The organism is Acidimicrobiales bacterium, from assembly GCA_035512495.1.
Lineage (GTDB): Bacteria > Actinomycetota > Acidimicrobiia > Acidimicrobiales > CADCSY01 > DATKDW01.
On record DATKDW010000058.1, the window covers coordinates 37216 to 59739 of the forward strand.

General features: G+C 72.1%; 24 protein-coding genes, 1 tRNA gene and 1 riboswitch. Of the genes, 9 read left to right on the forward strand and 16 right to left on the reverse strand.

What is annotated here, in order from left to right:
* Positions 1-34 precede the first annotated feature (34 nt).
* Together VMN58_08355 and VMN58_08360 are read right to left on the reverse strand one after the other, a co-directional pair.
* Entirely contained in the window at positions 35-784 is a 750-nt protein-coding gene (locus VMN58_08355; GenBank protein ID HUF33201.1) for an SDR family oxidoreductase, read from the reverse strand.
* 60 nt (positions 785-844) lie between these two features.
* Positions 845-1567 carry a sulfite exporter TauE/SafE family protein gene (locus VMN58_08360; GenBank protein ID HUF33202.1) on the reverse strand — a complete coding sequence of 241 codons (723 nt, stop codon included), beginning with the start codon at positions 1565-1567 and terminating at the stop codon, positions 845-847.
* A gap of 194 nt (positions 1568-1761) precedes the next feature.
* Between VMN58_08360 and VMN58_08365 the strand changes: the two genes are divergently transcribed.
* A tRNA-Arg gene (locus VMN58_08365) sits at positions 1762-1836 on the forward strand.
* Positions 1837-1852: 16 nt separating this feature from the next.
* Here the strand turns inward: VMN58_08365 and VMN58_08370 are convergent.
* The 4 genes from VMN58_08370 to VMN58_08385 all read right to left on the reverse strand — a co-directional run bounded on the left by VMN58_08370 (position 1853) and on the right by VMN58_08385 (position 7584).
* On the reverse strand, positions 1853-4006 hold the full coding sequence (locus VMN58_08370) for an acyl-CoA dehydrogenase (GenBank protein HUF33203.1): 2154 nt from the start codon (positions 4004-4006) through the stop codon (positions 1853-1855).
* A 55-nt stretch (positions 4007-4061) separates the two neighbouring features.
* Complete coding sequence (locus tag VMN58_08375; GenBank protein HUF33204.1) at positions 4062-5582, reverse strand: hypothetical protein; 1521 nt, start codon at positions 5580-5582, stop codon at positions 4062-4064.
* Positions 5583-5657: 75 nt separating this feature from the next.
* Positions 5658-6215, reverse strand: coding sequence for a peptidylprolyl isomerase (locus tag VMN58_08380; protein HUF33205.1), 558 nt, complete (start codon positions 6213-6215; stop codon positions 5658-5660).
* Between the two features lie 91 nt (positions 6216-6306).
* On the reverse strand, positions 6307-7584 hold the full coding sequence (locus VMN58_08385) for an acyl-CoA dehydrogenase family protein (GenBank protein HUF33206.1): 1278 nt from the start codon (positions 7582-7584) through the stop codon (positions 6307-6309).
* Between the two features lie 73 nt (positions 7585-7657).
* Between VMN58_08385 and VMN58_08390 the strand changes: the two genes are divergently transcribed.
* The 3 genes from VMN58_08390 (at position 7658) to VMN58_08400 (ending at position 10924) form a co-directional block, all read left to right on the forward strand.
* Positions 7658-8815 (forward strand): Coenzyme F420 hydrogenase/dehydrogenase, beta subunit C-terminal domain, encoded by a 1158-nt coding sequence (locus VMN58_08390; GenBank protein ID HUF33207.1) that lies wholly within the window; start codon positions 7658-7660, stop codon positions 8813-8815.
* Positions 8816-8902: 87 nt separating this feature from the next.
* Complete coding sequence (locus VMN58_08395; GenBank protein HUF33208.1) at positions 8903-10066, forward strand: acetyl-CoA C-acyltransferase; 1164 nt, start codon at positions 8903-8905, stop codon at positions 10064-10066.
* Between the two features lie 15 nt (positions 10067-10081).
* A complete protein-coding gene (locus VMN58_08400; protein HUF33209.1) occupies positions 10082-10924 on the forward strand; it encodes a sulfite exporter TauE/SafE family protein in 843 nt (280 codons plus the stop codon).
* On the opposite strand, the gene VMN58_08405 is transcribed toward VMN58_08400, so the two are convergent.
* Positions 10884-11555, reverse strand: coding sequence for a uracil-DNA glycosylase (locus VMN58_08405; protein HUF33210.1), 672 nt, complete (start codon positions 11553-11555; stop codon positions 10884-10886). The two genes, VMN58_08400 and VMN58_08405, sit on opposite strands and share 41 nt — an antisense overlap.
* Positions 11556-11640: 85 nt before the next feature.
* On the opposite strand from VMN58_08405, the gene VMN58_08410 reads away from it, so the two are divergent.
* From VMN58_08410 to VMN58_08420, 3 genes are all read left to right on the forward strand, one after another.
* Positions 11641-12252, forward strand: a complete 612-nt coding sequence (locus VMN58_08410) for an MSMEG_4193 family putative phosphomutase (GenBank protein ID HUF33211.1) — start codon at positions 11641-11643, stop codon at positions 12250-12252.
* Positions 12253-12333: 81 nt separating this feature from the next.
* Entirely contained in the window at positions 12334-12954 is a 621-nt protein-coding gene (locus tag VMN58_08415) for a TenA family protein (GenBank protein ID HUF33212.1), read from the forward strand.
* The gene (locus VMN58_08420) at positions 12951-13571 is read left to right on the forward strand and encodes a hypothetical protein (GenBank protein HUF33213.1); all 621 of its coding nucleotides are present in this window, start codon (positions 12951-12953) and stop codon (positions 13569-13571) included. The genes VMN58_08415 and VMN58_08420 overlap by 4 nt, the downstream gene beginning before the upstream one ends.
* Here the strand turns inward: VMN58_08420 and VMN58_08425 are convergent.
* From VMN58_08425 to thiE, 7 genes are read right to left on the reverse strand one after another with little or no spacing between them, the layout of a single operon-like run.
* Positions 13482-14951: a hypothetical protein gene (locus VMN58_08425; protein HUF33214.1), complete on the reverse strand. Its 1470-nt coding sequence runs from the start codon at positions 14949-14951 to the stop codon at positions 13482-13484. The two genes, VMN58_08420 and VMN58_08425, sit on opposite strands and share 90 nt — an antisense overlap.
* Complete coding sequence (gene thiD / locus VMN58_08430; protein ID HUF33215.1) at positions 14948-15778, reverse strand: bifunctional hydroxymethylpyrimidine kinase/phosphomethylpyrimidine kinase; 831 nt, start codon at positions 15776-15778, stop codon at positions 14948-14950. The genes VMN58_08425 and thiD overlap by 4 nt, the downstream gene beginning before the upstream one ends.
* Complete coding sequence (locus VMN58_08435; protein ID HUF33216.1) at positions 15775-16374, reverse strand: thiamine phosphate synthase; 600 nt, start codon at positions 16372-16374, stop codon at positions 15775-15777. Before VMN58_08435 ends, thiD begins: the two co-directional genes overlap by 4 nt.
* Positions 16371-17174 carry a thiazole synthase gene (locus VMN58_08440; GenBank protein ID HUF33217.1) on the reverse strand — a complete coding sequence of 268 codons (804 nt, stop codon included), beginning with the start codon at positions 17172-17174 and terminating at the stop codon, positions 16371-16373. Before VMN58_08440 ends, VMN58_08435 begins: the two co-directional genes overlap by 4 nt.
* Complete coding sequence (thiS, locus tag VMN58_08445; GenBank protein ID HUF33218.1) at positions 17167-17358, reverse strand: sulfur carrier protein ThiS; 192 nt, start codon at positions 17356-17358, stop codon at positions 17167-17169. Before thiS ends, VMN58_08440 begins: the two co-directional genes overlap by 8 nt.
* A complete protein-coding gene (thiO, locus tag VMN58_08450; GenBank protein ID HUF33219.1) occupies positions 17358-18455 on the reverse strand; it encodes a glycine oxidase ThiO in 1098 nt (365 codons plus the stop codon). The genes thiS and thiO overlap by 1 nt, the downstream gene beginning before the upstream one ends.
* Positions 18452-19057, reverse strand: coding sequence for a thiamine phosphate synthase (gene thiE / locus VMN58_08455; protein HUF33220.1), 606 nt, complete (start codon positions 19055-19057; stop codon positions 18452-18454). Before thiE ends, thiO begins: the two co-directional genes overlap by 4 nt.
* Before the next feature lie 6 nt (positions 19058-19063).
* A riboswitch (TPP riboswitch) is annotated at positions 19064-19177 on the reverse strand.
* Positions 19178-19252: 75 nt separating this feature from the next.
* Between thiE and VMN58_08460 the strand changes: the two genes are divergently transcribed.
* A complete protein-coding gene (locus VMN58_08460; GenBank protein ID HUF33221.1) occupies positions 19253-19774 on the forward strand; it encodes a DUF3090 domain-containing protein in 522 nt (173 codons plus the stop codon).
* A 5-nt stretch (positions 19775-19779) separates the two neighbouring features.
* Positions 19780-20481, forward strand: a complete 702-nt coding sequence (locus VMN58_08465) for an SCO1664 family protein (GenBank protein HUF33222.1) — start codon at positions 19780-19782, stop codon at positions 20479-20481.
* A gap of 127 nt (positions 20482-20608) precedes the next feature.
* Here the strand turns inward: VMN58_08465 and VMN58_08470 are convergent, their stop codons facing one another.
* Together VMN58_08470 and VMN58_08475 are read right to left on the reverse strand one after the other, a co-directional pair.
* A complete protein-coding gene (locus VMN58_08470) occupies positions 20609-21928 on the reverse strand; it encodes a D-arabinono-1,4-lactone oxidase (protein HUF33223.1) in 1320 nt (439 codons plus the stop codon).
* Between the two features lie 153 nt (positions 21929-22081).
* A complete protein-coding gene (locus tag VMN58_08475; protein HUF33224.1) occupies positions 22082-22516 on the reverse strand; it encodes a Fur family transcriptional regulator in 435 nt (144 codons plus the stop codon).
* Positions 22517-22524 lie beyond the last annotated feature (8 nt).

The following is a 22524-nucleotide window of genomic DNA, read 5'->3' on the forward strand; positions in this document are numbered from 1 at the left end:
GGAGCTTCTGCCCGCCTTCGAGCGTGACCGGCGGCTACGCCCACCCGCCGGCGTAGGGGACGAACTGACCGGTGGTGAAGCCGCTGGTGCCGTCGAGGAAGACGGCGCAGAAGGCGGCGAACTCCTCGAGTGCGCCGAGGCGCCTCATCGGGACCATGGCCTCGACCCGCTCTCGCCCCTCGGGGGTCTCGGCGCCACTGGCCTTCAAGAAGGCGGGGAAGTCCATGAAGTTGGTGCCGACGGCGTTGACCTGCACGCCGTGGCGGGCGACCTCGCCGGCGACGTTGCGGACGAGGTGGTTCGCCCCGGCGCGAGCCGCGGAGTACAGCGGGGCTCCCGGCGTCGTCCGCGCACCCGCCGCGCTCGTCTGGACCAGCACCTGCCCGCCGCCGGCATCGACCATGGCCGGGACCACGGCCTTGAGGAAGCGGAAGGGCGCCTCCATGCAACCGCGGACCGCCAGGTGGAGGTCGTCGACCGTGGCGTCGGCGAACCGGCCGGTGACGATGACGCCCGAGGCCATGGTGGCGGCGTCGAGGCGACCGAACCGTTCGCGGGCGGCGTCGACCAGCCGCTCGGTGGCGCCATCGGTGGCCAGGTCGGCGACGTCGTCGACGACGGCCACCTCGGACCCCACCGCCCGTAGCTCGTCGACGAGGGCAGGGGTGGGATCGCCCAGGACGAGATCGTGGCCACGGCCGGCGAGGAGCCGGGCGAGGGCAGGTCCGGCATAGGTCCCGGCCGCCGAGATCATGGCGACACGACGTGGCGAGGGGTCGCTCATGACCGGACCTCCGTGGTTGCAGGGGGGATGGCGGTGGGTGGACCCAGCATGGCAACTGTTCTAGGTCAGTGAGTCGGCAATGACCACCGCCGCCGAGACCGCCGAGAACACCAGCACCGCCGAGCGCAGCCACCCCCGGGCGAGGAACGCGTGAGAACGGCGACCGAAGTGGGAGCCAAGGACGACGACGGGCGCCAGCACGAGCCCGAGGAGGACCGGACCCGCGCCGACGGCGCCCGCGATGCCGAGAGCCACCATCGACACGAAGGTGCCGACGAAGAACGACGCGGCCAGCGTCGACCGCATGGTCGGACCCGTGTGGTGCTGGTACAGCAGGGCCAGCGGTGGTCCACCGATGCCCGCTGCGGTGCCGGTCACGCCCGACACCGCGCCGGTCAGCACCTGTGTCCCACGTCGCACCGGCACCGGCGGCATCGCGATGCTCGCGATCACGAAGCACAGGATGACCACGCCCACGAGCTGCTGAAGCGTCTCGACAGCCACCGTTGCAGCGACCCATGCCCCCACGGCCGAACCGGGGAGCCGCCCACAGATGATCCACATGACCCCGGCACGGTCGACCGCCGCACGCTCGTGGCGCAGCATGGTCACCGAGATCGGGAGGCCGAGGAGGATCACCGCGACCGGGAGCGCCTCGGGAACCAGCAGCGCGAGCACCGGGACGGTGACGAGGTTCATGCCGAACCCGATGGACCCCTGGATGGCAGCCCCCGCCAACGTCGCGACCATCGCCGCGACGAGGGCGACCAACGTGAGCTCCATCCGGGTCGACCCCTCATCGGCAGGCTGCTGGCGGTGCACGGTAGTGCCCAGGTGGAGACCGACCCGCCGGGGGGGCGTTGATCCGACACCTTGGATCGGCGATCCGGCGCGGGACCGGGCGCCGGCCGGGGCCGCTACCATGGCCCTTCGCACCGGCGGCGGGCCGAGAGGCCCAGCCACCGTCAGAACGTCCCGCCCTCGTAGCTCAGCGGATAGAGCATCGCCCTCCGGAGGCGTGTGCGCAGGTTCGAGTCCTGCCGAGGGCGCCACCCACAGTGACCGCCGCTACTTGAGCAACGGGTCACGGGGCAGGCCGAGGATCCGCTCGCCGATCTGGTTGCGCTTGATCTCGGATGTGCCACCGGCGATCGACATGCCGCGGTGCATGAGGACGAGCATGTTGCTCATCCCACCGGGGCCGTCCATGAAGGCGGCGTCGGGCCCGTTGAGCTCGGTGAGGATGGCGGCGGCCTCGTGCCCCAGCTCGGACAGCACGAGCTTGGTGATCGCCCCTTCTGGACCGGGCTCCGCGCTGGAGACGGCCCGGTTGACGCTGCGCAGGTTGAGCAGGCCCATGGCCTGGTGCTGGGCGGCGTAGCGGCCCACTCGGGCGGCGCCGCCGGTCAGGCGCTCGGGGTGGGCGTCGAAGGGCGTCACCAGCGCCGATCCGGGCATGGACATGCCTCCCTGGCCGCCGCCGATGCTCACGCTCTCGTTGCCGAGGGTGGCGCGGGCCACCGTCCACCCGCCGTCGACGGGGCCGACGACGTCGTCGTCGGGGACGAACACCTCGTTGAAGAACACCTCGTTGAACGACGAGTTGCCGGTGGTCATCTTCAGGGGCCGGACCTCGACGCCCTCGGCGTGCATGTCGATGACCATGATCGTGATGCCGTCGTGCTTGGGCACGTCGGGGTTGGTGCGCACGGTGGCGAAGCCCATGCCGGCCTCGTGGGCACCGCTGGTCCAGACCTTCTGCCCGCTGACGAGCCAGCCCCCCTCGACGCGGGTGGCCTTGGTCTTGACGCCGGCGGCGTCGGAGCCGGCGTCGGGCTCGCTGAAGAGCTGGCACCAGCTGACGTCCTGGTCGAGGGCAGGCTTGACCCAGCGGGCCACCTGGTCCTCGGTGCCGTACTGGATCAGGGTGAGGATGACCCACCCGGTGATGCCGTAGCCGGGACGCGTGACACCGGCGGCGGCGAACTCCTCCTCGATGACGAGCTGCTCGACGGCGCCGGCGGCCCGCCCGTGGGGCTTGGGCCAGCTCGGCATCACGTAGCCGGTCTCGATCAGCCGGGTCCGCTGCTCCTCGGCCGAGAGGCCCTTGATGCTCTCGGCGAAGGCACGGACCTCCTCGCGGATGGGCTCGGCCTCGGGCGGGAGCTCGACAGCCTTGGCCCGGACGACGCCGGCTCGGGTGAGGTCGGCGACGTCGGCCGCGGCCCGGCCCGGGATGAGGACCGTGAGCAGCGTGGTGGCGCGGCGCATGTAGAGGTGGGCGTCGTGCTCCCAGGTGATGGCGATGCCGCCGTGCACCTGGGTGTTGAGGTTGGCGCACAGGTCGGCGGCCGGCGCCGCGAGAGAGGCGGCCACGGCGGCGGCGTAGCGAAGCTGGTCGCCACCGGTCCGGGCGGCGCGAGCGGCGTCCCACACCGCCGAGGTCGCCAGCTCGGTGGCCACGGCCATGTTGGCGCAGTGGTGCTTCACCGCCTGGTACATGGCGATGGGGCGGCCGAACTGGATCCGCTCCTTGGAGTAGGCAGCGGCCAGCTGGGTGCACTCCCGCGCCACGCCGACGGCCTCGGCCGAGAGGATCACCCGGGCCAGGTCGATGAGGAGGGGACGGGCGCCGACGAGGACTGTGGCGCTCGCCCCGTCGAGGGTCACCCGCGCCGCTCGACGGGTGGGGTCGAGGCTCGGGGGCACCTCGATGTCGACGCCCGGGCCCACCTGGACCACGACCACGTCGTCGCCGGCGGCGACCACCAGCACGTCGGCCAACCCGCCGCCGATCACCACGCCGGCGTCGCCGGAGACCGTGCCCCCGCTCACGCTGACCGCGCCGTCGAGGGCGACAGCGCCCACGGTCGAGCCTTCGGCCAGACCCGGGAGGAGCTTGGCCTTGAGGTCGTCATCGCCGGCGGCGGCGATCACCGCGCTGGCGATCACCGTGGGGACGAAGGGCCCGGGCGCCACTGCTCGGCCCATCTCCTCCACCACGATCACGAGCTCCTCGAGCGTGTAGCCGGAGCCGCCGTGCTCCTCGGGCAGGTGCAGGCCGAGCCAGCCGAGGCCGGCGACATCGTCCCACAGCGCAGGCATCGACTCGTCGGGGGCGTCGAGCAACTGGCGCGCCGCACCGCGTGCGTTCCGCTTCAGGAGGAGGTCGGCGGCCGTGTCGGCCAGTGCCCGGTGGTCATCAGTGATCGCGATCGACATGCCTCGACCCTACGCCGACGACTGACGTTGGTGTCAGGCGAGCCGTGAGCGTCACCTACCCGGTGGACGCACCCACCGACGGCGGCGGTGCGAAGTGGCGGAACAACGGGCCGATGGCCGTTCGCCACGCCGGGCACCCCGGCAGCGGCTCGCCGGCGGCAGCCCGGGCGATCACCTCCTGCAGCTCCTCGGCGTATGGCAGGTTCGGGTGGGTGACCGGCACGGGGCAGGCGTCGACGGCGCCGTCGATGCGGTGGGTGCCGGGTAGCAGCGGGAGGTCGAAGGCGCTGGCCACGCTGACGGCGCGGATGCCGTCGGGCAGCGGCCGGGCCAGGGTGCGCTCGATCCGGTCGGGGTGTGCCAGCCACTCATGACCGAGGGGCGAGTCGGGCTCGAACACGGTCATCCCGCCGACTGGCGGGGTCGACAGGAGCAGCCCGAGCAGCCCTCGTCCCACCGCTCCCGGGCCCTGCTCACCCGCCGCCGGATAGGTCACCCGGTTCTCGGAGAACGACCCCACGAGCACGATCAGGTCGGTGTTGGGGAGCCGGTCGAGGGAGGCGGCGTCCCACACCAGCCAGGCCCCCTGTGAGTGGCCGACCACCACGCCGGGCGGGTCGAGCTCGGCGGACTGCGCCTCCAGGAACCCGACCAGGTCTTCGCGGCTGCGCAGCGTGTCCTGCGGCCCGTACGGCGCCCCCTGCTCGATCGGACACTGCGCCTGCCGCTGCGGCTGCCCGTCCCCCGGGCCGGCATAGGAGAAGTGGATCGTCTGCTCGCAGGTCCACCCCATGACCGCCGGGTCGATCTCGAGGATCGCCCCCCGACCCGACGACGAGTCGACACCCGACATGAGCATGATCGAGCCTTCCTGAGCCCTCGCCGACGGTCGGTCGACCGGCCCCGCCGGCCCCGTGACCACCACGACGGCGAGAGCGACGATGCCCGCCGCCGGCACGGTGGCGACGACCCGACGGGGCACACGGGTGCGCGGGGGGTCGAGCCTGAGCACCACCACGGCACCCCAGGTGAGTGCCGCCGAGAGCGGCACGACGACGACGGCCCCCACCTCGCCGCCGAGGTCGGCGACCGCCCCCAGCACCGTCAGCAGGGCCAGGTAGCAACCGATCGTCCCGGAGCGGAACCCCCGGCGAACCGAGGTGGCGAACGCGGTCCGTAACCGGGCGCCGCCCATCCAGGGGCCGGCGCCGGTGGTCATCGCCAGGATGACGGTGAACCCCCACCCCAGCCAGAAGAAGAGGTAGTAGAGCACGGCCATCGACGCGAACGACAGGGTCGCCGCCAGCCCGGCCGGCACCAGCACGACGAGGTAGAAGCGGAGGGCGAAGAGCACCCGCGCCCGGGTGATGCCGCCCAGCAGCGATGCGAGCACCAGCGACCGCACGGCCACCGACACCACCACGCCGGCGATGAACGTGGGCAGCCCGGTGGCGTGGACCAGGAGGAACCGGATGTCGGCGATGACGTCGAGCGGGGGCAACCCCACCAGGTGGGGCAACCCCTGCCACCGAGGCACCGCCCCGACCGCCGATGCTGCAGTGACCACCAGGGCCACCAGCGCCAGCCCGCCGGGGGATGGCAGCCGCCCGGTCCGTCGGTCAGCCGTGGCCGGCACGAGGCGGGGCGGCCGTCAGTCGGACTCGGTGATGGTGACCGAACGGATGACGACGTCCTCCTTGGGGCGGTCGCCGGAGCCGGTGGGCACCTTCTCCATCTGGTCGAGGACGTCGAGGCCCTTCACGATCTTGCCGAACAGCGAGTACTGCGGCGGCAGGCCCACCCCGGACGGACCGCTCACGAGGAAGAACTGGCTGCCGTTGGTGTTGGGTCCGGCGTTGGCCATGGCCACCGAGCCGATCTCGTAGCGGCCCGGCTTGGGGAGCTCGTCGGCGAAGCGGTAGCCGGGACCCCCGCGGCCGCTGCCCTCGGGGTCGCCGCCCTGGCACATGAAGCCCGGGATGATGCGGTGGAAGACCACGCCGTCGTAGAAGTGGTAGCGGGACAGGAACACGAAGTTGTTCACCGCGTTCGGCGCGGCGTCGGCGTCGAGGGCGATCACCATGGTCCCGAGCGACGTCTCCATCTCGGCGGTGTAGCGCTTGGACGGGTCGATGCACATCGGCGGGGGCCCGTCGAAGCTGGTCGTGCGGGGGCTGGAGCCGTCGGCGGCGGGGCACTCGGTGGCCATGGGTGTCGACCTCTCTCGTCGTGGTCAGAAGGTGTCCCCTCACCATGCCACCGTCGCCCGACGAGCACACAAGGCGGCCGACACGCCGACCTCAGGCCTTCGCCTGGTCCTTCTCCTTGTCGCGCTTCTCGGACTCCGCCTTGGGCTCCTTGGGCAGTCCGAGGACCCGTTCGCCGACGATGTTGCGCTGGACCTCGGCGGTGCCGCCCCAGATCGTCTCGGAGCGGGAGAAGAAGAAGGCCGCCTGCAGCGGGCTGACCGGGTAGTCGTCGCGCCCACGGCCGGAGCGCATCATCCCGGGGATGTTGTCCTCACCGGAGTCGCCGGTGAGGATCTGGGCGTCCATGCCCAGGATGTCCATGGCCAGCTCCATGACGTCGCGGTGGTACTCGGACCAGAACATCTTGTTGGTGGCACCGAGGGCGGCGACGCCCATGTCCTTCTTGTCGTGCAGCACCGCCGAGAGGCTGCGCCAGCCGTTCACCTTCATGATCTGGACCTTGGTGTGGGCCTCCATGAGGCGCTGGCGGATGACCGGGTCGTCGATCTTCCCGTTGCGCTTGGCCCGCTCCATGATCACGTCGAGCTCGCGCTCGAAGCGGCGGTAGCCGGTGGTGGCCGAGGATCCCCGTTCGAAGCCGAGGGTGGTCATGGCGACCTTCCACCCGTTGTTGACGCCACCCACGACCGCGTCCTTGGGGCAGCGTGCGTCGGTGAAGAACACCTCGTTGAACTCGCCGGATCCGTCGGGCTGGATGATGGGGCGGATCTCGACGCCGTCCTGGTGCATGGGCACCAGCAGGTAGGAGATGCCGGCGTGCTTGGAGACGCTCTGGTCGGTGCGGGCGAGGAGGAACACGTAGTCGGCGTGCTGGGCCTGGGTGGTCCAGACCTTCTGGCCGTTGATGACCCACTCGTCACCGTCGAGCTCGGCCTTGCACTTCAGCGAGGCGAGGTCGGAGCCGGACTCCGGCTCGGAGAAGCCCTGGCACCAGGCGATCTGGCCCGAGAGGATCTTCGGGAGGAACTCCTGCTTCTGCTCCTCGGTGCCCCACTGGAGGATGGTGGGGCCGACGAGGGTGTCGCCGAAGAAGTCGGCGCGCATCGGGGCGTTGGCCCCGCTGAACTCCTCGTTGAGGACCACGGCCTGGATGGTGCTTAGACCCTTGCCGCCGTACTCCTGGGGCCAGGTCGAGCAGATCCAGCCGCCCTCGTAGAGCTTCTTGGTCCACTCCTTGTTGAACTGCTCTCGCGCCTCGCCCTCGAGGTCGAAGTCGTCGTCGAACCAGCCGTCGGGCAGGTTGGCCTCGAGCCAGGCGCGGATCTCGCTGCGGAACTCTTCTGCTTCGGGCGGGTACGTGAGGTCCATCCGCCAATCTTGCCCGCCTGCAGGGTCGAACCCAACTGCCGGCCAGTCCGCGCCGCGCCAATAGGATCGGCCCATGGCAGTGACCGAGGACGCCCCACCGCCCGCATCGAAGAGGGAACGCTGGACCGCCCAGTGGGCCGAGCTCTATGCCGAGGTGATCACCAGCGGCCTCTGCACCGGCTGCGCCGCCTGCGTCATCTCTTGCCCCCACGACGTCATCGGCTACGACCACAACCAGGGCGGCTACCGGCCCTTCCACCTCGAGGAGGAGCTGGGCGACGACGACTGCATCCACGGCCAGAAGGGCTGCACCAGCTGCACCCGGGCCTGCCCCCGCTTCCGGGCATGGGAGATCGAAGCCGACACCTACATGTTCGGCCGCGAGCGCCAGCCCGACGAGATCGCGGGCATCAGCAAGGACGTGATCCTCGCCCGCGCCTCCGACGACTTCATCCACGAGAAGGGCCAGGACGGCGGCCTCGTGTCGGCCATCCTCATCTGGGCCCTGGATCACGGCTACATCGACGCCGCCCTCGTGTCGTACCTCGAGGGCGACACCGGCTGGACGGCCACGCCGGGCGTGGCCCGCAACGCCGACGACGTCGTCCGCTCGGCCGGCAGCCGCTACACCTACTCGGCCAACACGCTGGCCTACGACGAGGCCATCGAGGGGGGCGCCGAGAAGCTGGCCCTCGTCGGCATGGGCTGCCAGACCTCGGCGCTGCCCACCATGAGCTCCCGCAAGATCGGCAAGTTGGGGCGCAAGTTCGCCCTCAACATCGGGCTGCTGTGCTCGAAGACGTTCGACGACGCCATCTTCGAGGAGCTCTTCGAGGCCAAGTACGACCTGCCCAAGGCCGAGATCGCCAAGATGAACATCAAGGGCGTGTTCCAGCTCTGGATGAAGGACGGCACCTACCGCGAGGTCCCGCTCAAGGAGTGCCACGCCTGGACGCGCGAGGGCTGCCTGTTCTGCCCCGACTTCGCCGCCGAGCACGCCGACATCTCCACCGGCGGCATCGGCCAGTACCCCGACTGGACCCTCACCGTGGTCCGCACCGACCTCGGGCGCGAGATCATCATCAAGATGCTCGAGGACGGCTCCATCATCGGCCGTCCTGGTGACGATGACCCCGGTGCCATCGAGCTCATGCACAAGCTGGCCGGGAAGAGCCGCGCCCGCTGGCCCGCCACCGCGGTGGCGGCACCGGGCGTGCTGCCCGCCTCCTGACCGGATTGTCGGGGGCCCGGACAGGCTGGTTACGCTCGCTCACGCACGTCCGACCCGCGAATCAGCACCCACAGGGGGAGTCCACACATGCCCGAGGCAGTCATCGTCTCAACCGCCCGTACGCCCATCGGCCGAGCCTTCAAGGGCTCCCTCGCCGAGGCGCGACCCGACGACATGGGTGGCTTCATCGTGGCCGAGGCCATGAAGAAGGTCCCCGGCCTCGACCCGGCCGACGTCGAGGACGTCATCGTCGGTGCCGCCAACGGCGCCGGTGAGCAGAGCATGAACGTGGGCCGCAACATCGCCCTCCTCGCCGGCCTGCCCGACACCGTGCCCGGCACCACCGTGAACCGCTTCTGCGCCTCGTCGCTGCAGACCATCCGCATGGCCTTCCACGCCATCAAGGCCGGCGAGGGCGACTGCTACGTCGCCGCCGGCGTGGAGAGCGTCAGCCGCACCGGCGGTCGTGGCTTCCAGAAGGACGACATGAACCCCCGGTTCATCCCCGGCGGCAACGACTTCATCAGCTCGGTCTACATCCCCATGGGCATGACGGCCGAGAACGTGGCCGAGCAGTTCAAGGTCTCGCGCGAGCGCATGGACGAGGTTGCCAAGCTGAGCCAGGACCGGGCCGTGGCCGCCCAGGAGAACGGCTTCTTCGACCGCGAGATCAGCCCCTACACCCTCCCCGACGGCACCGTCGTCTCGAAGGACGACGGCCCCCGCGCCGGCACCACCCTCGAGAAGCTGGGCAGCCTCAAGCCCGTCTTCAAGGAGGACGGAAAGGTCACCGCCGGCAACGCCTGCCCGCTGAACGACGGCGCCGCCGCCGTGGTGGTCATGAGCGCCGACAAGGCCAAGGCCCTCGGCATCAAGCCCCTCGCCCGCATCGTCGCCTCCTCGGTCTCCGGCCTCGCCCCCGAGATCATGGGCGTCGGTCCCATCGAGGCCGTCAAGAAGGTCCTCGCCCAGGCGGGCATGACCATCGACGACATCGACGTGGTGGAGCTCAACGAGGCCTTCGCCGCCCAGGTGATCCCCGTGTGCGACGAGCTCGGCATCTCCATCGAGGACAAGCTCAACCCCAACGGCGGGGCCATCGCCCTCGGCCACCCCTTCGGCCAGACCGGCGCTCGCATCATGACCACCCTGCTCAACGACCTCCAGACGCTGGACAAGACCTTCGGGATCGAGACCATGTGCGTCGGCGGCGGCCAGGGCATGGCCATGATCGTCGAGCGCCTCAGCTGAGCGGCTGACCTCACGATGACCACCCGCCGGGCCGGGGAGCCGGGTCCCAGCGTGGGCCGCTCCGGCCTGGTGGGTGCCATCGCCGGTGCCCTCTCCGGCCTCTTCGGGGTCGGGGGCGGCATCGTGATCGTGCCGGGCCTCACCGGCCTGACGAAGATGACGCAGCGCATGGCGCACGGCGTCTCCCTGGCGGCCATCGTCCCCATCGCCGCCGCCGGCGCCCTCGGCTACCTGCTCGACGCCAAGGTGAGCTTCGCGGTGGCCGCGTTGCTCGTCTCGGGCAGCCTCGTCGGAGCCTGGATCGGCACCCACCTGCTGTCGGTGCTGCCCCAGCGCACCCTGCGCGTCGGCTTCGCCGCCATCCTGGTGGCCACCGGCCTGCGCTTCCTCCTCGCCCCCGGCGGCGTGGCCGAGCGGGGCGACGCCCTGCTGCCCGACTGGAGCGCAGTGGTGATCGGCCTCGTCGCCGGCGTGCTCTCCGGCCTGCTCGGCGTGGGCGGCGGGATCGTCATGGTGCCGGCGATGATGCTGCTGCTCGGCATGAGCGCGGTGGTGGCCAAGGGCACGTCGCTCCTGGTCATCCTCCCCACCGCGTTGCTCGGCACCTACCGCAACCGCCACCACGGCAACACCGACCTGCGCGTCGCCGCCGCGGTGGGCATCGGCGGCGTCATCACCGCCTTCGGCGCCTCGCGCGTCTCGATCGGCCTCGACCCCACCTTGTCCGCCGTCCTCTTCGGCGCCCTCATGTCGATCGTCGGCGGGCGCATGGTCGCCCTCGACGTGATCGCCACCCGGCGCGACCGGGCCGACCGGCTCAGCGAGGCGGCGCCACCGACAGGTCCCGCGCCCGACTGAACACGGCGTCGAGCATCTCCTCGGTGAGCGTGCCGGTGAAGGTGTTCTGCTGGCTCGGGTGGTACGAGCAGATGATCGTCCGGCCCCCGGCGAGCACCTCCACCCCGTGGCCGAAGCGCGGCCGGGGGCGCAGCGCCGCCAGCCCAGCGGCCACCTGATAGCCGAAGGACCCCAGGGCGACCACCACCCGAACCCGGTCGAGCAGCGCCCACTCCCGCTCGAGGAACGGGCGACACGTGTCGCGCTCCTCGGGCGTGGGCTTGTTGGCGGGCGGGGCGCACCGGACGGCGGCACTAACCCAGGCGCCGGTGAGCCGCAGCCCGTCGTCGGCGCTCACGCTCGTGGGCTGGTTGGCCAAGCCGGCCCGGTGCATGGCGCGGAAGAGCCAGTCGCCTGACCGGTCGCCGGTGAAGACCCTCCCGGTGCGGTTGGCACCGTGGGCGGCCGGCGCCAGACCGACGACCAACACGGTCGCATCGGGATCGCCGAAGCCCGGGACGGGCCGGCCCCAGTAGTCCTCGTGGGCGAACGACGCCCGCTTGGTGCGGGCGACCTCCTCCCGCCACGCCACCAGTCGCGGGCATGCCCGGCAGTCGACGATCTCGTCGTGCAGGCGCTGAAGGGAGTCCACCCCTGCACGGTAGGTTGGCCCCATCGCCTCCACGACCTCACGCTCCCGGTCGCCGCGCGGGGCCAAGCCACCGCCCTCGACCCTGGTGCTCTTCGTCCGCCACGGCCAGACGCCCACCACCGGCGCCACCCTGCCCGGCCGGGCCCCGGGGCTCCACCTGGCCGACAGCGGCCGAGAGCAGGCCGACGCGGTCGCCGCCCGCCTCGGCGAGCTGAAGCGGGTCGACGCCGTCTACGCGTCCCCCATGGAGCGCACTCGCGAGACCGCGGCACCGATCGCCAAGGCCCGCGGGCTGCGGGTCCGCACCACGAAGGGCCTCATCGAGTGCGACTTCGGCGACTGGACGGGTCGGGAGCTGAAGGCGCTCTCCAAGCTGCCCGAGTGGACCACCGTGCAGCGCTACCCGAGCGGCTTCCGCTTCCCCGGTGGCGAGTCGTTCGTGGAGATGCAGGCCCGCATGACCGGCGCCGTCGCCTCTCTCGTCGAGGCGCACCGCGGCGGGGTGGTGGTCGCCGTCTCGCACGCCGACCCGATCAAAGCCGCCGTGGCCGACGCCCTCGGCACCCACCTCGACCTCTTCCAGCGCATCGTGGTGTCGCCCTGCTCGGTGACCGCCATCGCCTACGGCACGGCCGGCCCGACGGTGCTCACCGTGAACTCCATCACCGGACCGCTGACCACCCTCGCCCCCTCCTAGGCCTTCCCGGTCGGTGCGCAACGGAGCCCGAGCCAACACCCCTGTCCGGCTGGAACCACGACGTGTCCTAAGTTCGCCGCCATGAAGGCGAGTGAGCGATTCGACGCCAACCGCGACCTGGCCGAGGCCTGCCGTGACCACCCCTTCCTCCGGGGGATCGCCGACGGAACACTCGACCGGGGGGCCTTCTGCTTCTACGTGGGTCAAGACGCCGCCTTCCTCGAGGCCTTCGTGCGGGCCTACGCCCTGTGCGTGGCCAGGGCGCCCGACCGTCGCAGCCTCGAGGAGTTCAAGGGCCTGCTCGACGGCGGCTTCGACGAGCTGCGCCTGCACGCCGGCTACGCCGAGCGTTGGGGGGTCGACCTCGATCCGGCCCCCGCCCCCGCCACCTCGGCCTACACCGACTTCCTGCTCCGGGTCGCGGCCCTCGAGCCGGTGGGCCACGTGTGTGCCGCCATGACGCCGTGCATGCGGCTCTACGCCTGGCTGGGCACCGAGCTGCTCCCCCTCGTCGACGCCGGCAGCCCCTATGCCGAGTGGGTGCACACCTACGCCGCCCCCGGCTTCCAGGAGCTGGCCGCCGGGCTCGAGGGTCTCCTCGACCGCCTCGGCGGCGACGACGAAGCGATCGCCTTGCACTACCGGCGGGCCATGGAGCTCGAGCTGGCGTTCTTCGCCGCCGCCCACGGAGCCGGGGCATGACCACCACCGTGCGCGACCTCGCTGCTCTCGACCCCGCCGGATGGACGGCCGCGACCAGCCACCCGTTCCTCGACGGGGCCGCCGACGGCTCGCTCCCCGCGGCAGCCTTCGACCGGTGGCTCGAGCAGGACCGGCTCTTCGTCGAGACGCTCACCCGGGCCTGGGGCCTGCTGCTGGTCGATGCCCCGACCGACGATCTGGCTCTCATCTCGGACGGCATCGCCGCCTTCGTCGCCGAGGTCGAGTGGTTCGAGGAGCTCGGCACCGAGCGGGCGCTTGCCATCCCGGCCGAGGCGCTGGCCGCGACCGAGGCCTACAACGCACACCTGCTGCACGCGGCGGGCAGGCCCCATCCCGTGGGTCTGTCCGCCATGTGGGCGGTCGAGGCCACCTATCTGGAGGCCTGGCGAAGCGCGCTACCGGGTGCTCCGGCCTACCGGCCCTTCGTCGAGCACTGGACCGACGCCGCCTTCGCCGCCTTCGTCGCCCGGCTCGAGACGGCGGCCGACCGGTCGCTGGCGGAGGCCTCAGCCGCGGAGGTCGACGCCGCTCGGCAGGTCATCGCCCTCACCGTCGGGCACGAGGCGACCTTCTGGGCCATGACCTTCACCGGCTGAGGGGGCCCGCTCTCGCGAGCCCGGCCACGCCAGGGCGACCACGGTCGAGACCAGCGGCGCGGTCACGAAGGCGCCCAGGTCGAGGACGGGAGACTCGGCGATCGTGAGCAGCGCCCATCCTCCGGCGAGGCCGTCACCGGTCACCGCCCCGAGCACGAACACGGCGGCCAACCCGGCCATCGACCCGGCGATGGCCCCGCCACCGCCCACCCGGCGCCCGAGGCCCAGGAACACCGGCACCACGGTGGCGGCTGCCACCAGGTCGGCGATGAGGAACAGCCGCAGGATGTCGAGGCCCTGCACGGCGATGACACACGCCGGCACCACGAGGGCGGCGGTCACGACCCGGGCCGCTCCCATGCCGAGCCGGCGATCGGTCACGTCCTGGGCGACGAGGGCCGCCATCCCGTTCTCGAGGGTGTCCACGCTCGAAGCCACGAGGGCCACGCCGAGCACGACGATCAGGAGCCGCAGGCCGCCGGGCAGCTCGGCCAGGAGATCGAAGAACGGCACCGCACGCCCGCCCAGGCCGGCGGCGACCACGCCGGTGAGGCCGACGGCCAACACGGTCACCAGGGTCAGTCCCGCGGCGGTGCCCGCCGCGGAGCGCAGCGCCCGCTCGTCGGTGGCTGCCCACATGCGCTGCCAGTAGCCCTGGTGGAACAGGTTGGCGGCCGCCACCGCGATGACCAGCACGGCAACGGTCTCGAGCCCGACCCGGTCGACGCGGGTGAGGCCGCCATCGACCGCGGCCCGCACGGGGGCATCGACGTGGAACACGATGGCCGCCAGCCCGCCCGCGAGCAGGACCAGGACCAGCCAGCCCTGCCAGCGGTCGGTGCGCAGCGACGCCGGCAGACCCCCGTAGGCGGTGTACCCGGTGGTCACGACAGCGGTGCCGACGATGGCGATCCACGGCTCGGTCGCCCCGAAGCTCGGCAGGGCCAGGACCTGTCCGATGGCGGTGAGCTCGGCGGTCAGGAACATGAACATGTAGAAGACGGCCACCACGGCCACGTACGCCTGGAACGACCGGCCGTAGCGGAGGCGCACCCAGTCGGTGAGGGTGATGCCCGCCGGGGCCGAGCGCCGGACCCGGGGGCCCAGCACGGCGAAGGCGACCAGCGGCGCCGCCGCGGCCAGGGCGTAGCCCACTGCGCCAAGCACCCCGGTGAAGGCGGCCACGATGGGTGGGGTGAACAGGATCCACACTCCCATGCCCGAGGCGTAGAGGCTGAGGGCGAGGGGCGCGGTCCGCTGCGAGGAGCGGGCCACGAGGTAGTCGTCGCGGGAGGTGGGCCGCGACCTGCTGGTGGTCCCCACCACCGCGAAGAGCGCGAGGGTCGCCAGGAGGGCGGCGATGGCAGCGGCCGCGCTCACCGGTTCTCTCCCGTCCGTTCGGCTTCCCAGCCGAAGTGGTCGATGGGGCCGTGGCCGGCGCCGATGCGCCAGCCGATGCCGCCGGCCAGGCCCCGGGCCACGTAGACCTTGGCCGTCGCCAGCGCGGTGGGGACGTCGTCGCCGTGGGCCAAGCGGGCGACGATGGCCGAGGCGAACGAGCAACCGGTGCCGTGGTTGTTCTCGGTGGCCACCCGCGGGCCACGCAGCTCATGCGGACCCGAGCCGTCGAACCAGATGTCGATGGCCTCGTCGCCGCTGTCCGCGGTGGGGTGGCCGCCCTTGATCACGACCACCTCGCAGCCCGTCTCCCGCAGATCGGCGGCGGCAGCTCGCACGTCGTCAAGGGTCGGCAGCTCGCGCCCCACCAGCACCTCGGCCTCCCGGAGGTTGGGCGTCACGACCCGGGCATGGGCGAAGAGCCGCTCCCGGTAGGAGACCACCGCGCGCTCGTCGAGGAGCCGGTGGCCGGTGGACGACACCATGACCGGGTCGACCACCAGGTTCGGAAGTTCGCCTGCGGCGGCCAGGCCGGCCACGGCGTCGACGATCTCGGCGGTGGCCAGCATGCCGGTCTTCACCGCCGCCACCGGGAGGTCGTCGAGCACCGCCTCCACTTGGGCGACGACGAAGTCGGGGGGGACCACGTGGACCTCCCTCACACCCATGGTGTTCTGGGCGGTGAGGGCGGCCAGGGCGCTGGCTCCGAACACCCGCAGGGCGGCGAAGGTCTTGAGGTCGGCCTGGATGCCGGCCCCGCCGCCCGAGTCGGAACCGGCGATGGTGAGGGCGACGGGGGGTGGGCTCATCGGTGTCCTCCGAGGACGTCGAGCAGTTGGGTGACGGTGGCGGCGGCGTCGGACGAGCCCATGACGGCGCCCATCACCGCGACGCCGACGGCGCCGGCCTCCCGGCAGGCGCCGGCGTTGGCCCCGGTGACCCCGCCGAGGGCGTAGACGGGGAGCGGGGAGCCGCCAAGCGCGGTCACGCCGAGCGCGGGGCCGTACCCGGGCTTGGAGTCAGTGGTGAAGATGGGCGAGAGGGTGGCGTAGTCGCATCCCTCCGAGGCCGCCGCCCGCAGCTCGCCGGCGTCGTGGCAGCTCCGGCCCACGACGTGGGGCCGCTTCGTCGGGAACGGCTCGGCGGCAGTGAGGTGCACGGCCTGGTCGGGAGCGGTTGGGGGCGAGGCGGCGATGACCAGGCTGCCGCTCGCCGTGGCACGTTGGCCGGCCCACGCCATGAGCGCGACCCGCTCGGCGGGAGGGAGGTGGCGCTCGCGCACGACCACGGCCAGCTCCTCGCCGCCCGCGTCCATGACCGCGCCGACCACATCCCGCAGGTCGTGGCCGGCATCGGCGGCCTGCCGGCCGTCGGTGAGCACGATCAGCGGGGGCAGGGCCCTCACGGGGTCTGCCCCCCGTGGAGATCGGCGATGCCCTCGAAGGGGGTGGACGGCTCAGCGTAGAGACGGGTGGGGATGCGCCCGGCGTGACGGGCGGCCCAGCCCGCCTCCACCGCCAAGCGCATGGCCAGGGCCATGCGCTCGGGGTCCCGGGCTCTCGTCACCGCCGACGCCAGCAGGACGGCGTCGCAGCCGAGCTCCATCGCCAGCGCGGCATCGGACGCCGTTCCGATGCCGGCGTCGAGGATCACCGGCACGCTGACGGTCTCGCGGATGATGCGGATGTTGTAGGGGTTCCGGATGCCGGCCCCGCTGCCGATGGGCGAGCCGAGAGGCATGACCGCGGCGCAGCCGATCTCCTCGAGCCGTCGGGCGATCACCGGGTCGTCCGAGGTGTAGGGGAGGACGACGAAGCCGTCGTCGACCAGCTGCTCGCAGGCGACGAGCAGCTCGGCGGTGTCGGGCAGGAGCGTGCGATCGTCGCCGATCACCTCGACCTTCACCCAGTCGGTGCCGAGGGCCTCGCGGCCGAGGCGGGCGGTGAGGACCGCTTCCTGGGCGGTGAAGCACCCAGCGGTGTTGGGCAGAGGTCGGATGTGCAGGCGCTCGAGGATGTCGAGCACCGACCCCCGTGCCGACGCCTCGACCCTGCGCATCGCGACGGTGGTGAGCTCGGTGCCCGAGGCCCGCAGGGCCCGCTCGAGAACGTCGAGGCTGGGAGCGCCCCCGGTACCGGTGATGAGCCGGGAGCTGAGCCGCTCGCCGGCGATGACCAGGGCGTCGTCGTGCACATCGTCAGCCACCCTGGTGTGCCTCGAGGATCTCGACCCGGTCGCCGGCGTGGAGCACGGCATCGGACCAGGTGCTGCGGGGCACGACCTCGAGGTTGACCGCGACGGCCACGCCCCGGGTGCGGTCCTCGAGCACGTCGGCCACGGTGGTTCCCTCGGGCAGCTGGCGTTCCTCGCCGTTCACGGAGAGCTTCATCAGGCGCTCGCCTCCTCTGGCGCGTCGGTCGGTCGGCGGTCGCGGCCGCCGGTGAAGCGTCCGGGGCCGAACGGCGTGATCACGTCGGGGCCGGACCCGGTGGCGATGAGCTCGGCGACGGCGTCGGCGGTGACGGGCGCCAGGAGGATCCCGTTTCGGTAGTGGCCGGTGGCGACGACGGTGCGGTGGTCGACAGCGCCGATGACGGGCGCGTTGTCGGGGGTGCCGGGGCGCAGGCCGGCGGCGGTCTCGACCAGCTCGGCCTCGGCGATGCCGGGCACCAGCTCCCACGCCGCCCGCAGGAGCTCGTGGACGGCGCCGGCGGTGACGGTCGTGTCGACGCCCACATCCTCCACCGTGGCCCCCACCACGATCTCGTGGTGGCGGGGGACCACATAGACCTCGAGCCCACGCAGCACGTGGGTAGGCAGGACCGAGCGGGCGGTGGCGGCCAGCCGAACGATCTGGCCCTTCACCGGCCTGATGGGCAGCTCGGGGAGGAGCCGAGCCGAGGCCCAGCCGGCGGCCACCACCACGACGTCGGCGTCCATGGCGGCCAGCGCCTCGGGGCCGTCAGGAGCATCGACCACCACCTCGACGCCCCGGCTCTCGGCGGCGGACAGCAGGGCTGCCATCAGCCGCCGGTTCTCGACCTGGTGGTCGCCGGCCACGTAGAGGCCGCCCCGCACCCCGGTGGCCAGGGCCGGCTCCCGGCGCCGGACCTCGTGAGAGGTGAGGCGCTCGGCCTTCAGCCCGAGCTCGGTCTGGTAGGCGTGCAGCACCTCGAAGGCGGCGAGGTCGTCGGTGTCGCGGGCCACGGCGAGGGTGCCGGTCTGCATGTAGCCGGGGTCCATCCCGGCGTCGGCGGCCAGCTCGTCGGCGAAGGCAGGCCACCGTCGGGCCGAGTCGAGGTTGAGGGCGAGGAGGTCCTCCTCGCCGTAGTGCAGCTCGGTGACCGGGGCCAGCATGCCTGCCGCCACCCGGGCCGCCGCCGTGTGGGGGGAAGGGTCGTGGACGGTGACGTCCAACCCCTGTTGGGCACAGCGCCAGGCCACGGCCAGACCGATGACGCCACCACCGACCACCGAGACCCTCACGGCCGGCCCCCCAGCGCGTCGAGCAAGGCGTCGACGGCGGCAGCCGGGTCCGGGGCCGAGTACACCGCGCCCACCACGGCCACGCCCCGGGCGCCCGCATCGAGCAGCTCGGCCACCCGGTCGACGGTGACACCGGCGACGGCGATGACGGGCAGGTCGACCGCGGTGGCGACGGCCTCGATGCCGGCCGGGCCGAGCGGGTCGGGAAGGCCGGTCTTGGTGCTGGTGGCGTAGGCGGGGCCCACACCCAAGTAGGAGGCCCCGGCGTCGGCAGCCCGGCGGGCGGCCTCGGGATCGCGGCAGGTGGCGCCGATGATCGCGGCGTCGCCGAGGATGCGGCGGGCCACGTCGACGGGCAGGTCGTCGTCGCCAAGGTGCACGCCGTCGCCGTGCACCGCTTGGGCCAGGTCGACGCGATCGTTCACCAGGCACACAGCCCCGACCGTCGCGCAGCGCTCGCGGACGAGTCCGGCGTTGTGGAGGCGGACCCGGTCTGAGTGGTCCTTGGTCCGGACCTGCACCAGAGGGGCACCGGCGGCCAGCGCGTCCGCAGTGACACGCAGCACCGTGTCGTCGATGCCCGGCGGGGTGATGAGGTGCAACTTCGGTATGGGAATGGCTCCGTCTCCCTGCGTCGGCATGACCCGAATCAGGTTCCTCCGGTCGAGGGCCGTCTCAGCCCTCCTCTCAGCCCAGTGCGCCGGACTCCCGTGCGATCGACCTCGACTCTACTCACCAGCGCCCGCTGCGCCTCACATTGCCAATGGTTCACCGACTCGGGACACTAGGGACCGATCATGAGCTCCTCCTTCGACCTGCCCGACCTCGACCGCTTCACCACCGGGACCGTCGGCCCGCCCGGGCAGCGGGTCTTCTACCTCCAGGGCGTCAGCAGCGGCCACCTGGTGACCCTGCGCCTGGAGAAGGCACAGGTGGCGGCGCTGGCGGAGTACCTGGCCCAGCTGCTCTCCGACCTCCCCACCCCCGAGCCCCACGAGCTGCCCGACGAGATGGACCTCGTGGAGCCGATCGTCGCCGAGTGGGTCGTGGGCCAGCTCGGCGTCGCCGTCGACGAGGTCGAGGACCGGCTCGTGCTCCGGGCCGACGAGGTCCCCACCGACGACGAGGAGCTCGACCCCGACGAGATCCCCGGGGGTGGCATGGCCCGCTTCTCGCTCACCCGGCCCCAGGTCGCGGCGTTCATCATCCATGCCGCCACCCTCGTCGCCTCGGGCCGCCCGCCGTGTCCGCTGTGCCACCGACCACTCGACGCCGACGGCCACATGTGCATCAAGACCAACGGCCACAAATCGGGCTGATCGCCGTGCTCGCTCCCGACGTGGTGGACCTCCTGAACCGGGGGGCGATGGAGGTGAAGGGGCGGATGCCGTGGAGCTCCAACGGGACCTTCCTGGTCGAGATCACCGACGGCGACGAGATCATGCTGGCGGTCTACAAGCCCGGCAGGGGCGAGCGCCCCCTGTGGGACTTCCCTCGCGGCCTGTACCGGCGGGAGGCGGCAGCGTGGGTGCTGTCGGAGATGCTGGGCTGGGGCGTCGTCCCCGAGACGGTCGTTCGCGACGGCCCCCTCGGCGAGGGATCGGTGCAGCGCTTCGTGGAAGCCGACTTCGAGCAGCACTACTTCACCCTCCACCAGGACGAGTCCACCCACGACGCCCTGCGCACCATCTGTGCCTTCGACCTCCTCGCCAACAACACCGACCGCAAGAGCGGCCACTGCCTCCGCACCGCCGACGGCCGGGTCTACGGCATCGACAACGGCCTCTGCTTCCACCCCGACCCGAAGATCCGCACCGTGATCTGGGAGTTCGGCGGCGAGCCCGTGCCGTCGGCGTTGCTCGCCGACGTGGCGCGACTGGTGACCGAGCTGCCTGGTGGCCTCGTCCCCCTCCTCGACGACGAGGAGGTCGACGGTGTCTGCCGCCGGGCCGAACGCCTCCTCGAGCTGGGCGCCTTCCCCGAGGCCGACCCCTACAGCCACTGTTACCCCTGGCCCCTGGTGTGACGGCTCGCCGCCCTGCTTCTCGTGGCGGTTCCTTCCGGTCCACGCCCACTCAAGGGCCCAGAGCGGAAGAAAGCGCCACGAGTCCCAGTAGCGGGTCGGCCGTGAAGGGGCAGCCGCTGCGTGCCGCCTACCCGGTGCTGACCGGACCGAGCACCCGCCGGGTGTAGTCGTTCTCGAAGACGCCCTCGGGGTCGGTACGCCGCCGCGCCGCCTGGAACGCCCCCCACTGCGGGTACCGGGGTGCGAGGGTCTCCGCGGTCTGGAAGTGGAGCTTGCCCCAGTGCGGGCGCCCACCGAGCTCGTCCATGATCGACTCCACGGCGGTGAAGTACTGGGTGTACTCCATGCCCCGGTAGACGTGCACGGCGATGTAGCAGGTGTCGCGGCCGGAGGCAGTGCTCAACGGGATGTCGTCGGCGGCCACGAAGCGGACCTCCACCGGGAAGCTGATGTAGAGCCCGCTGCGCTTCACGTAGTCCTGCACCGCCCGCACCGCGTCGGCGGCGTGGGCGCGGGGGATGGCGTACTCCATCTCGTAGAAGTGGACGTAGCGGGGACTGGTGAACACTCGGTCGCTGCGATCGACGTACTCCACCCGGCCGGTGGACGGCAGTGCCCGCATGAGCCGGGGGATGGCACTGGGCCGGAGGCGACCGAAGCGGCACAGGGTGCCGAAGGCCACGTTGGAGAGCAGCACGTCGTCGCGGAAGGCTTGCCAGCGACCCCGAGGCGCCCGGGGCCGGTCGGTGCGGTTGTTGGTCTTGGTGAGCGCCCAGCCCGTGTGGGGCACCCAGTAGAGCTCGAAGTGGTCGGCGCCGTCGGCGTGGTCGTCGATCGCCTCGAGCACGGCGTCGAGGCGCAACGGCTCCTCCACGGCGTGCAGGTCGAACGCCGGCACCGTCTGGAGGGTGACCGTGGAGACCGCGCCCATGGCGCCGAGGCCAGCCCGGGCGGCAGCGAAGACCTCGGGCTGCTCCTGCTCGGAGCACGAGATCACCGACCCGTCGCCGGTGACCAGGCGCAGCGCCCGGATCTGGGTGGCCAGGGTGCCGAGCCGGGTGCCCGTGCCGTGGGTGGAGGTGGCGGTGGCGCCCGAGATCGTCTGGTAGGCGATGTCGCCCATGTTCTCCAGCGCCAGGCCCTCGGCGTCGAGCGCCTCGCACAGCGCCGAGAGGGTGATGCCGGCCTCGACCGTGACCCGGCCGGTGCCCTTGTCGACCTCGAGCACGCGGTCGTAGTGATCGAGGCGGACCATGCGGCCGTCGGTCAGCGCCGCCCCCGTGAACGAATGGCCGGAGCCGACCACCTTGACGTGCTCCCCCTCGGCGGCCGCGCCCTTGACCACACCGGCGAGCTCGTCCTCGGTGGCGGGCAGGTGGACGGAGGCGGGCGAGGCCTGCTGGTTGCCGGCCCAGTTGGACCATCGGGGGCGCGTGGGAGGAGCCATCGGCCGATGCTACGCCCGGTCCCGACGACGGGCCCCACAAGACGCCGGCCGAAGGCCGTCCGCTCAACCGGACGTTTGACGGGTGGCGCCGAACGGAAGGGACCCGCCCGGAGCTTGCGGAGGGTGGGAGGGTTCCGTCGGCGACGGGCCCCGTCAACTGCAGCGGGCGCAGGTACCGATGAGGTCGAGGCGGTGGTGCTCGGCGGTGAAGCCGTTGGCCGACGCGACCGAGGCCATGGCCGTGGCGACCTGACGCTCGAGGGTGTCGGGAGCGGTGAAGTCGGCGACCATGCCGCACGACGAGCAGATCAGGTGGTGGTGGTGCTCGGTGAGTCCCTCGGCCAGCTCGTAGCGGGCAAAGTCGTCGCTGGTGACGATGCGGTGCACCACGTCGGCCTGCTCCAGCACGGCGAGGTTGCGGTACACCGAGCTCTGGGCCAGCCCCTCGGAGGCCTGGAGCAGCTCGGGGATCGACACCGGTGTGCCCAGCTTTTCGAGCAGCCCCACCAGGGCTCGGCGGTTGGTGGTGTAGCGCTGCCCGACCCGGCGGAGGTGGGTGGCGACGGTGGCGTGCAGGTCGGACGTCATCGGGTCCC

What these genes read in the sequence shown, in the direction of transcription:
- VMN58_08400 (HUF33209.1), top strand. Translation starts at nt 10,082, where the DNA reads ATGACCACCCGCCGGGCCGGGGAGCCGGGTCCCAGCGTGGGCCGCTCC.
- VMN58_08370 (HUF33203.1), bottom strand. Translation starts at nt 4,006, where the DNA reads ATGTCGATCGCGATCACTGATGACCACCGGGCACTGGCCGACACGGCC.
- VMN58_08360 (HUF33202.1), bottom strand. Translation starts at nt 1,567, where the DNA reads ATGGAGCTCACGTTGGTCGCCCTCGTCGCGGCGATGGTCGCGACGTTG.
- thiD (HUF33215.1), bottom strand. Translation starts at nt 15,778, where the DNA reads ATGAGCCCACCCCCCGTCGCCCTCACCATCGCCGGTTCCGACTCGGGC.
- VMN58_08470 (HUF33223.1), bottom strand. Translation starts at nt 21,928, where the DNA reads ATGGCTCCTCCCACGCGCCCCCGATGGTCCAACTGGGCCGGCAACCAG.
- VMN58_08380 (HUF33205.1), bottom strand. Translation starts at nt 6,215, where the DNA reads ATGGCCACCGAGTGCCCCGCCGCCGACGGCTCCAGCCCCCGCACGACC.
- VMN58_08355 (HUF33201.1), bottom strand. Translation starts at nt 784, where the DNA reads ATGAGCGACCCCTCGCCACGTCGTGTCGCCATGATCTCGGCGGCCGGG.
- VMN58_08385 (HUF33206.1), bottom strand. Translation starts at nt 7,584, where the DNA reads ATGGACCTCACGTACCCGCCCGAAGCAGAAGAGTTCCGCAGCGAGATC.
- VMN58_08420 (HUF33213.1), top strand. Translation starts at nt 12,951, where the DNA reads ATGACCACCACCGTGCGCGACCTCGCTGCTCTCGACCCCGCCGGATGG.
- VMN58_08460 (HUF33221.1), top strand. Translation starts at nt 19,253, where the DNA reads ATGAGCTCCTCCTTCGACCTGCCCGACCTCGACCGCTTCACCACCGGG.
- thiS (HUF33218.1), bottom strand. Translation starts at nt 17,358, where the DNA reads ATGAAGCTCTCCGTGAACGGCGAGGAACGCCAGCTGCCCGAGGGAACC.
- VMN58_08475 (HUF33224.1), bottom strand. Translation starts at nt 22,516, where the DNA reads ATGACGTCCGACCTGCACGCCACCGTCGCCACCCACCTCCGCCGGGTC.
- VMN58_08415 (HUF33212.1), top strand. Translation starts at nt 12,334, where the DNA reads ATGAAGGCGAGTGAGCGATTCGACGCCAACCGCGACCTGGCCGAGGCC.
- VMN58_08390 (HUF33207.1), top strand. Translation starts at nt 7,658, where the DNA reads ATGGCAGTGACCGAGGACGCCCCACCGCCCGCATCGAAGAGGGAACGC.
- VMN58_08395 (HUF33208.1), top strand. Translation starts at nt 8,903, where the DNA reads ATGCCCGAGGCAGTCATCGTCTCAACCGCCCGTACGCCCATCGGCCGA.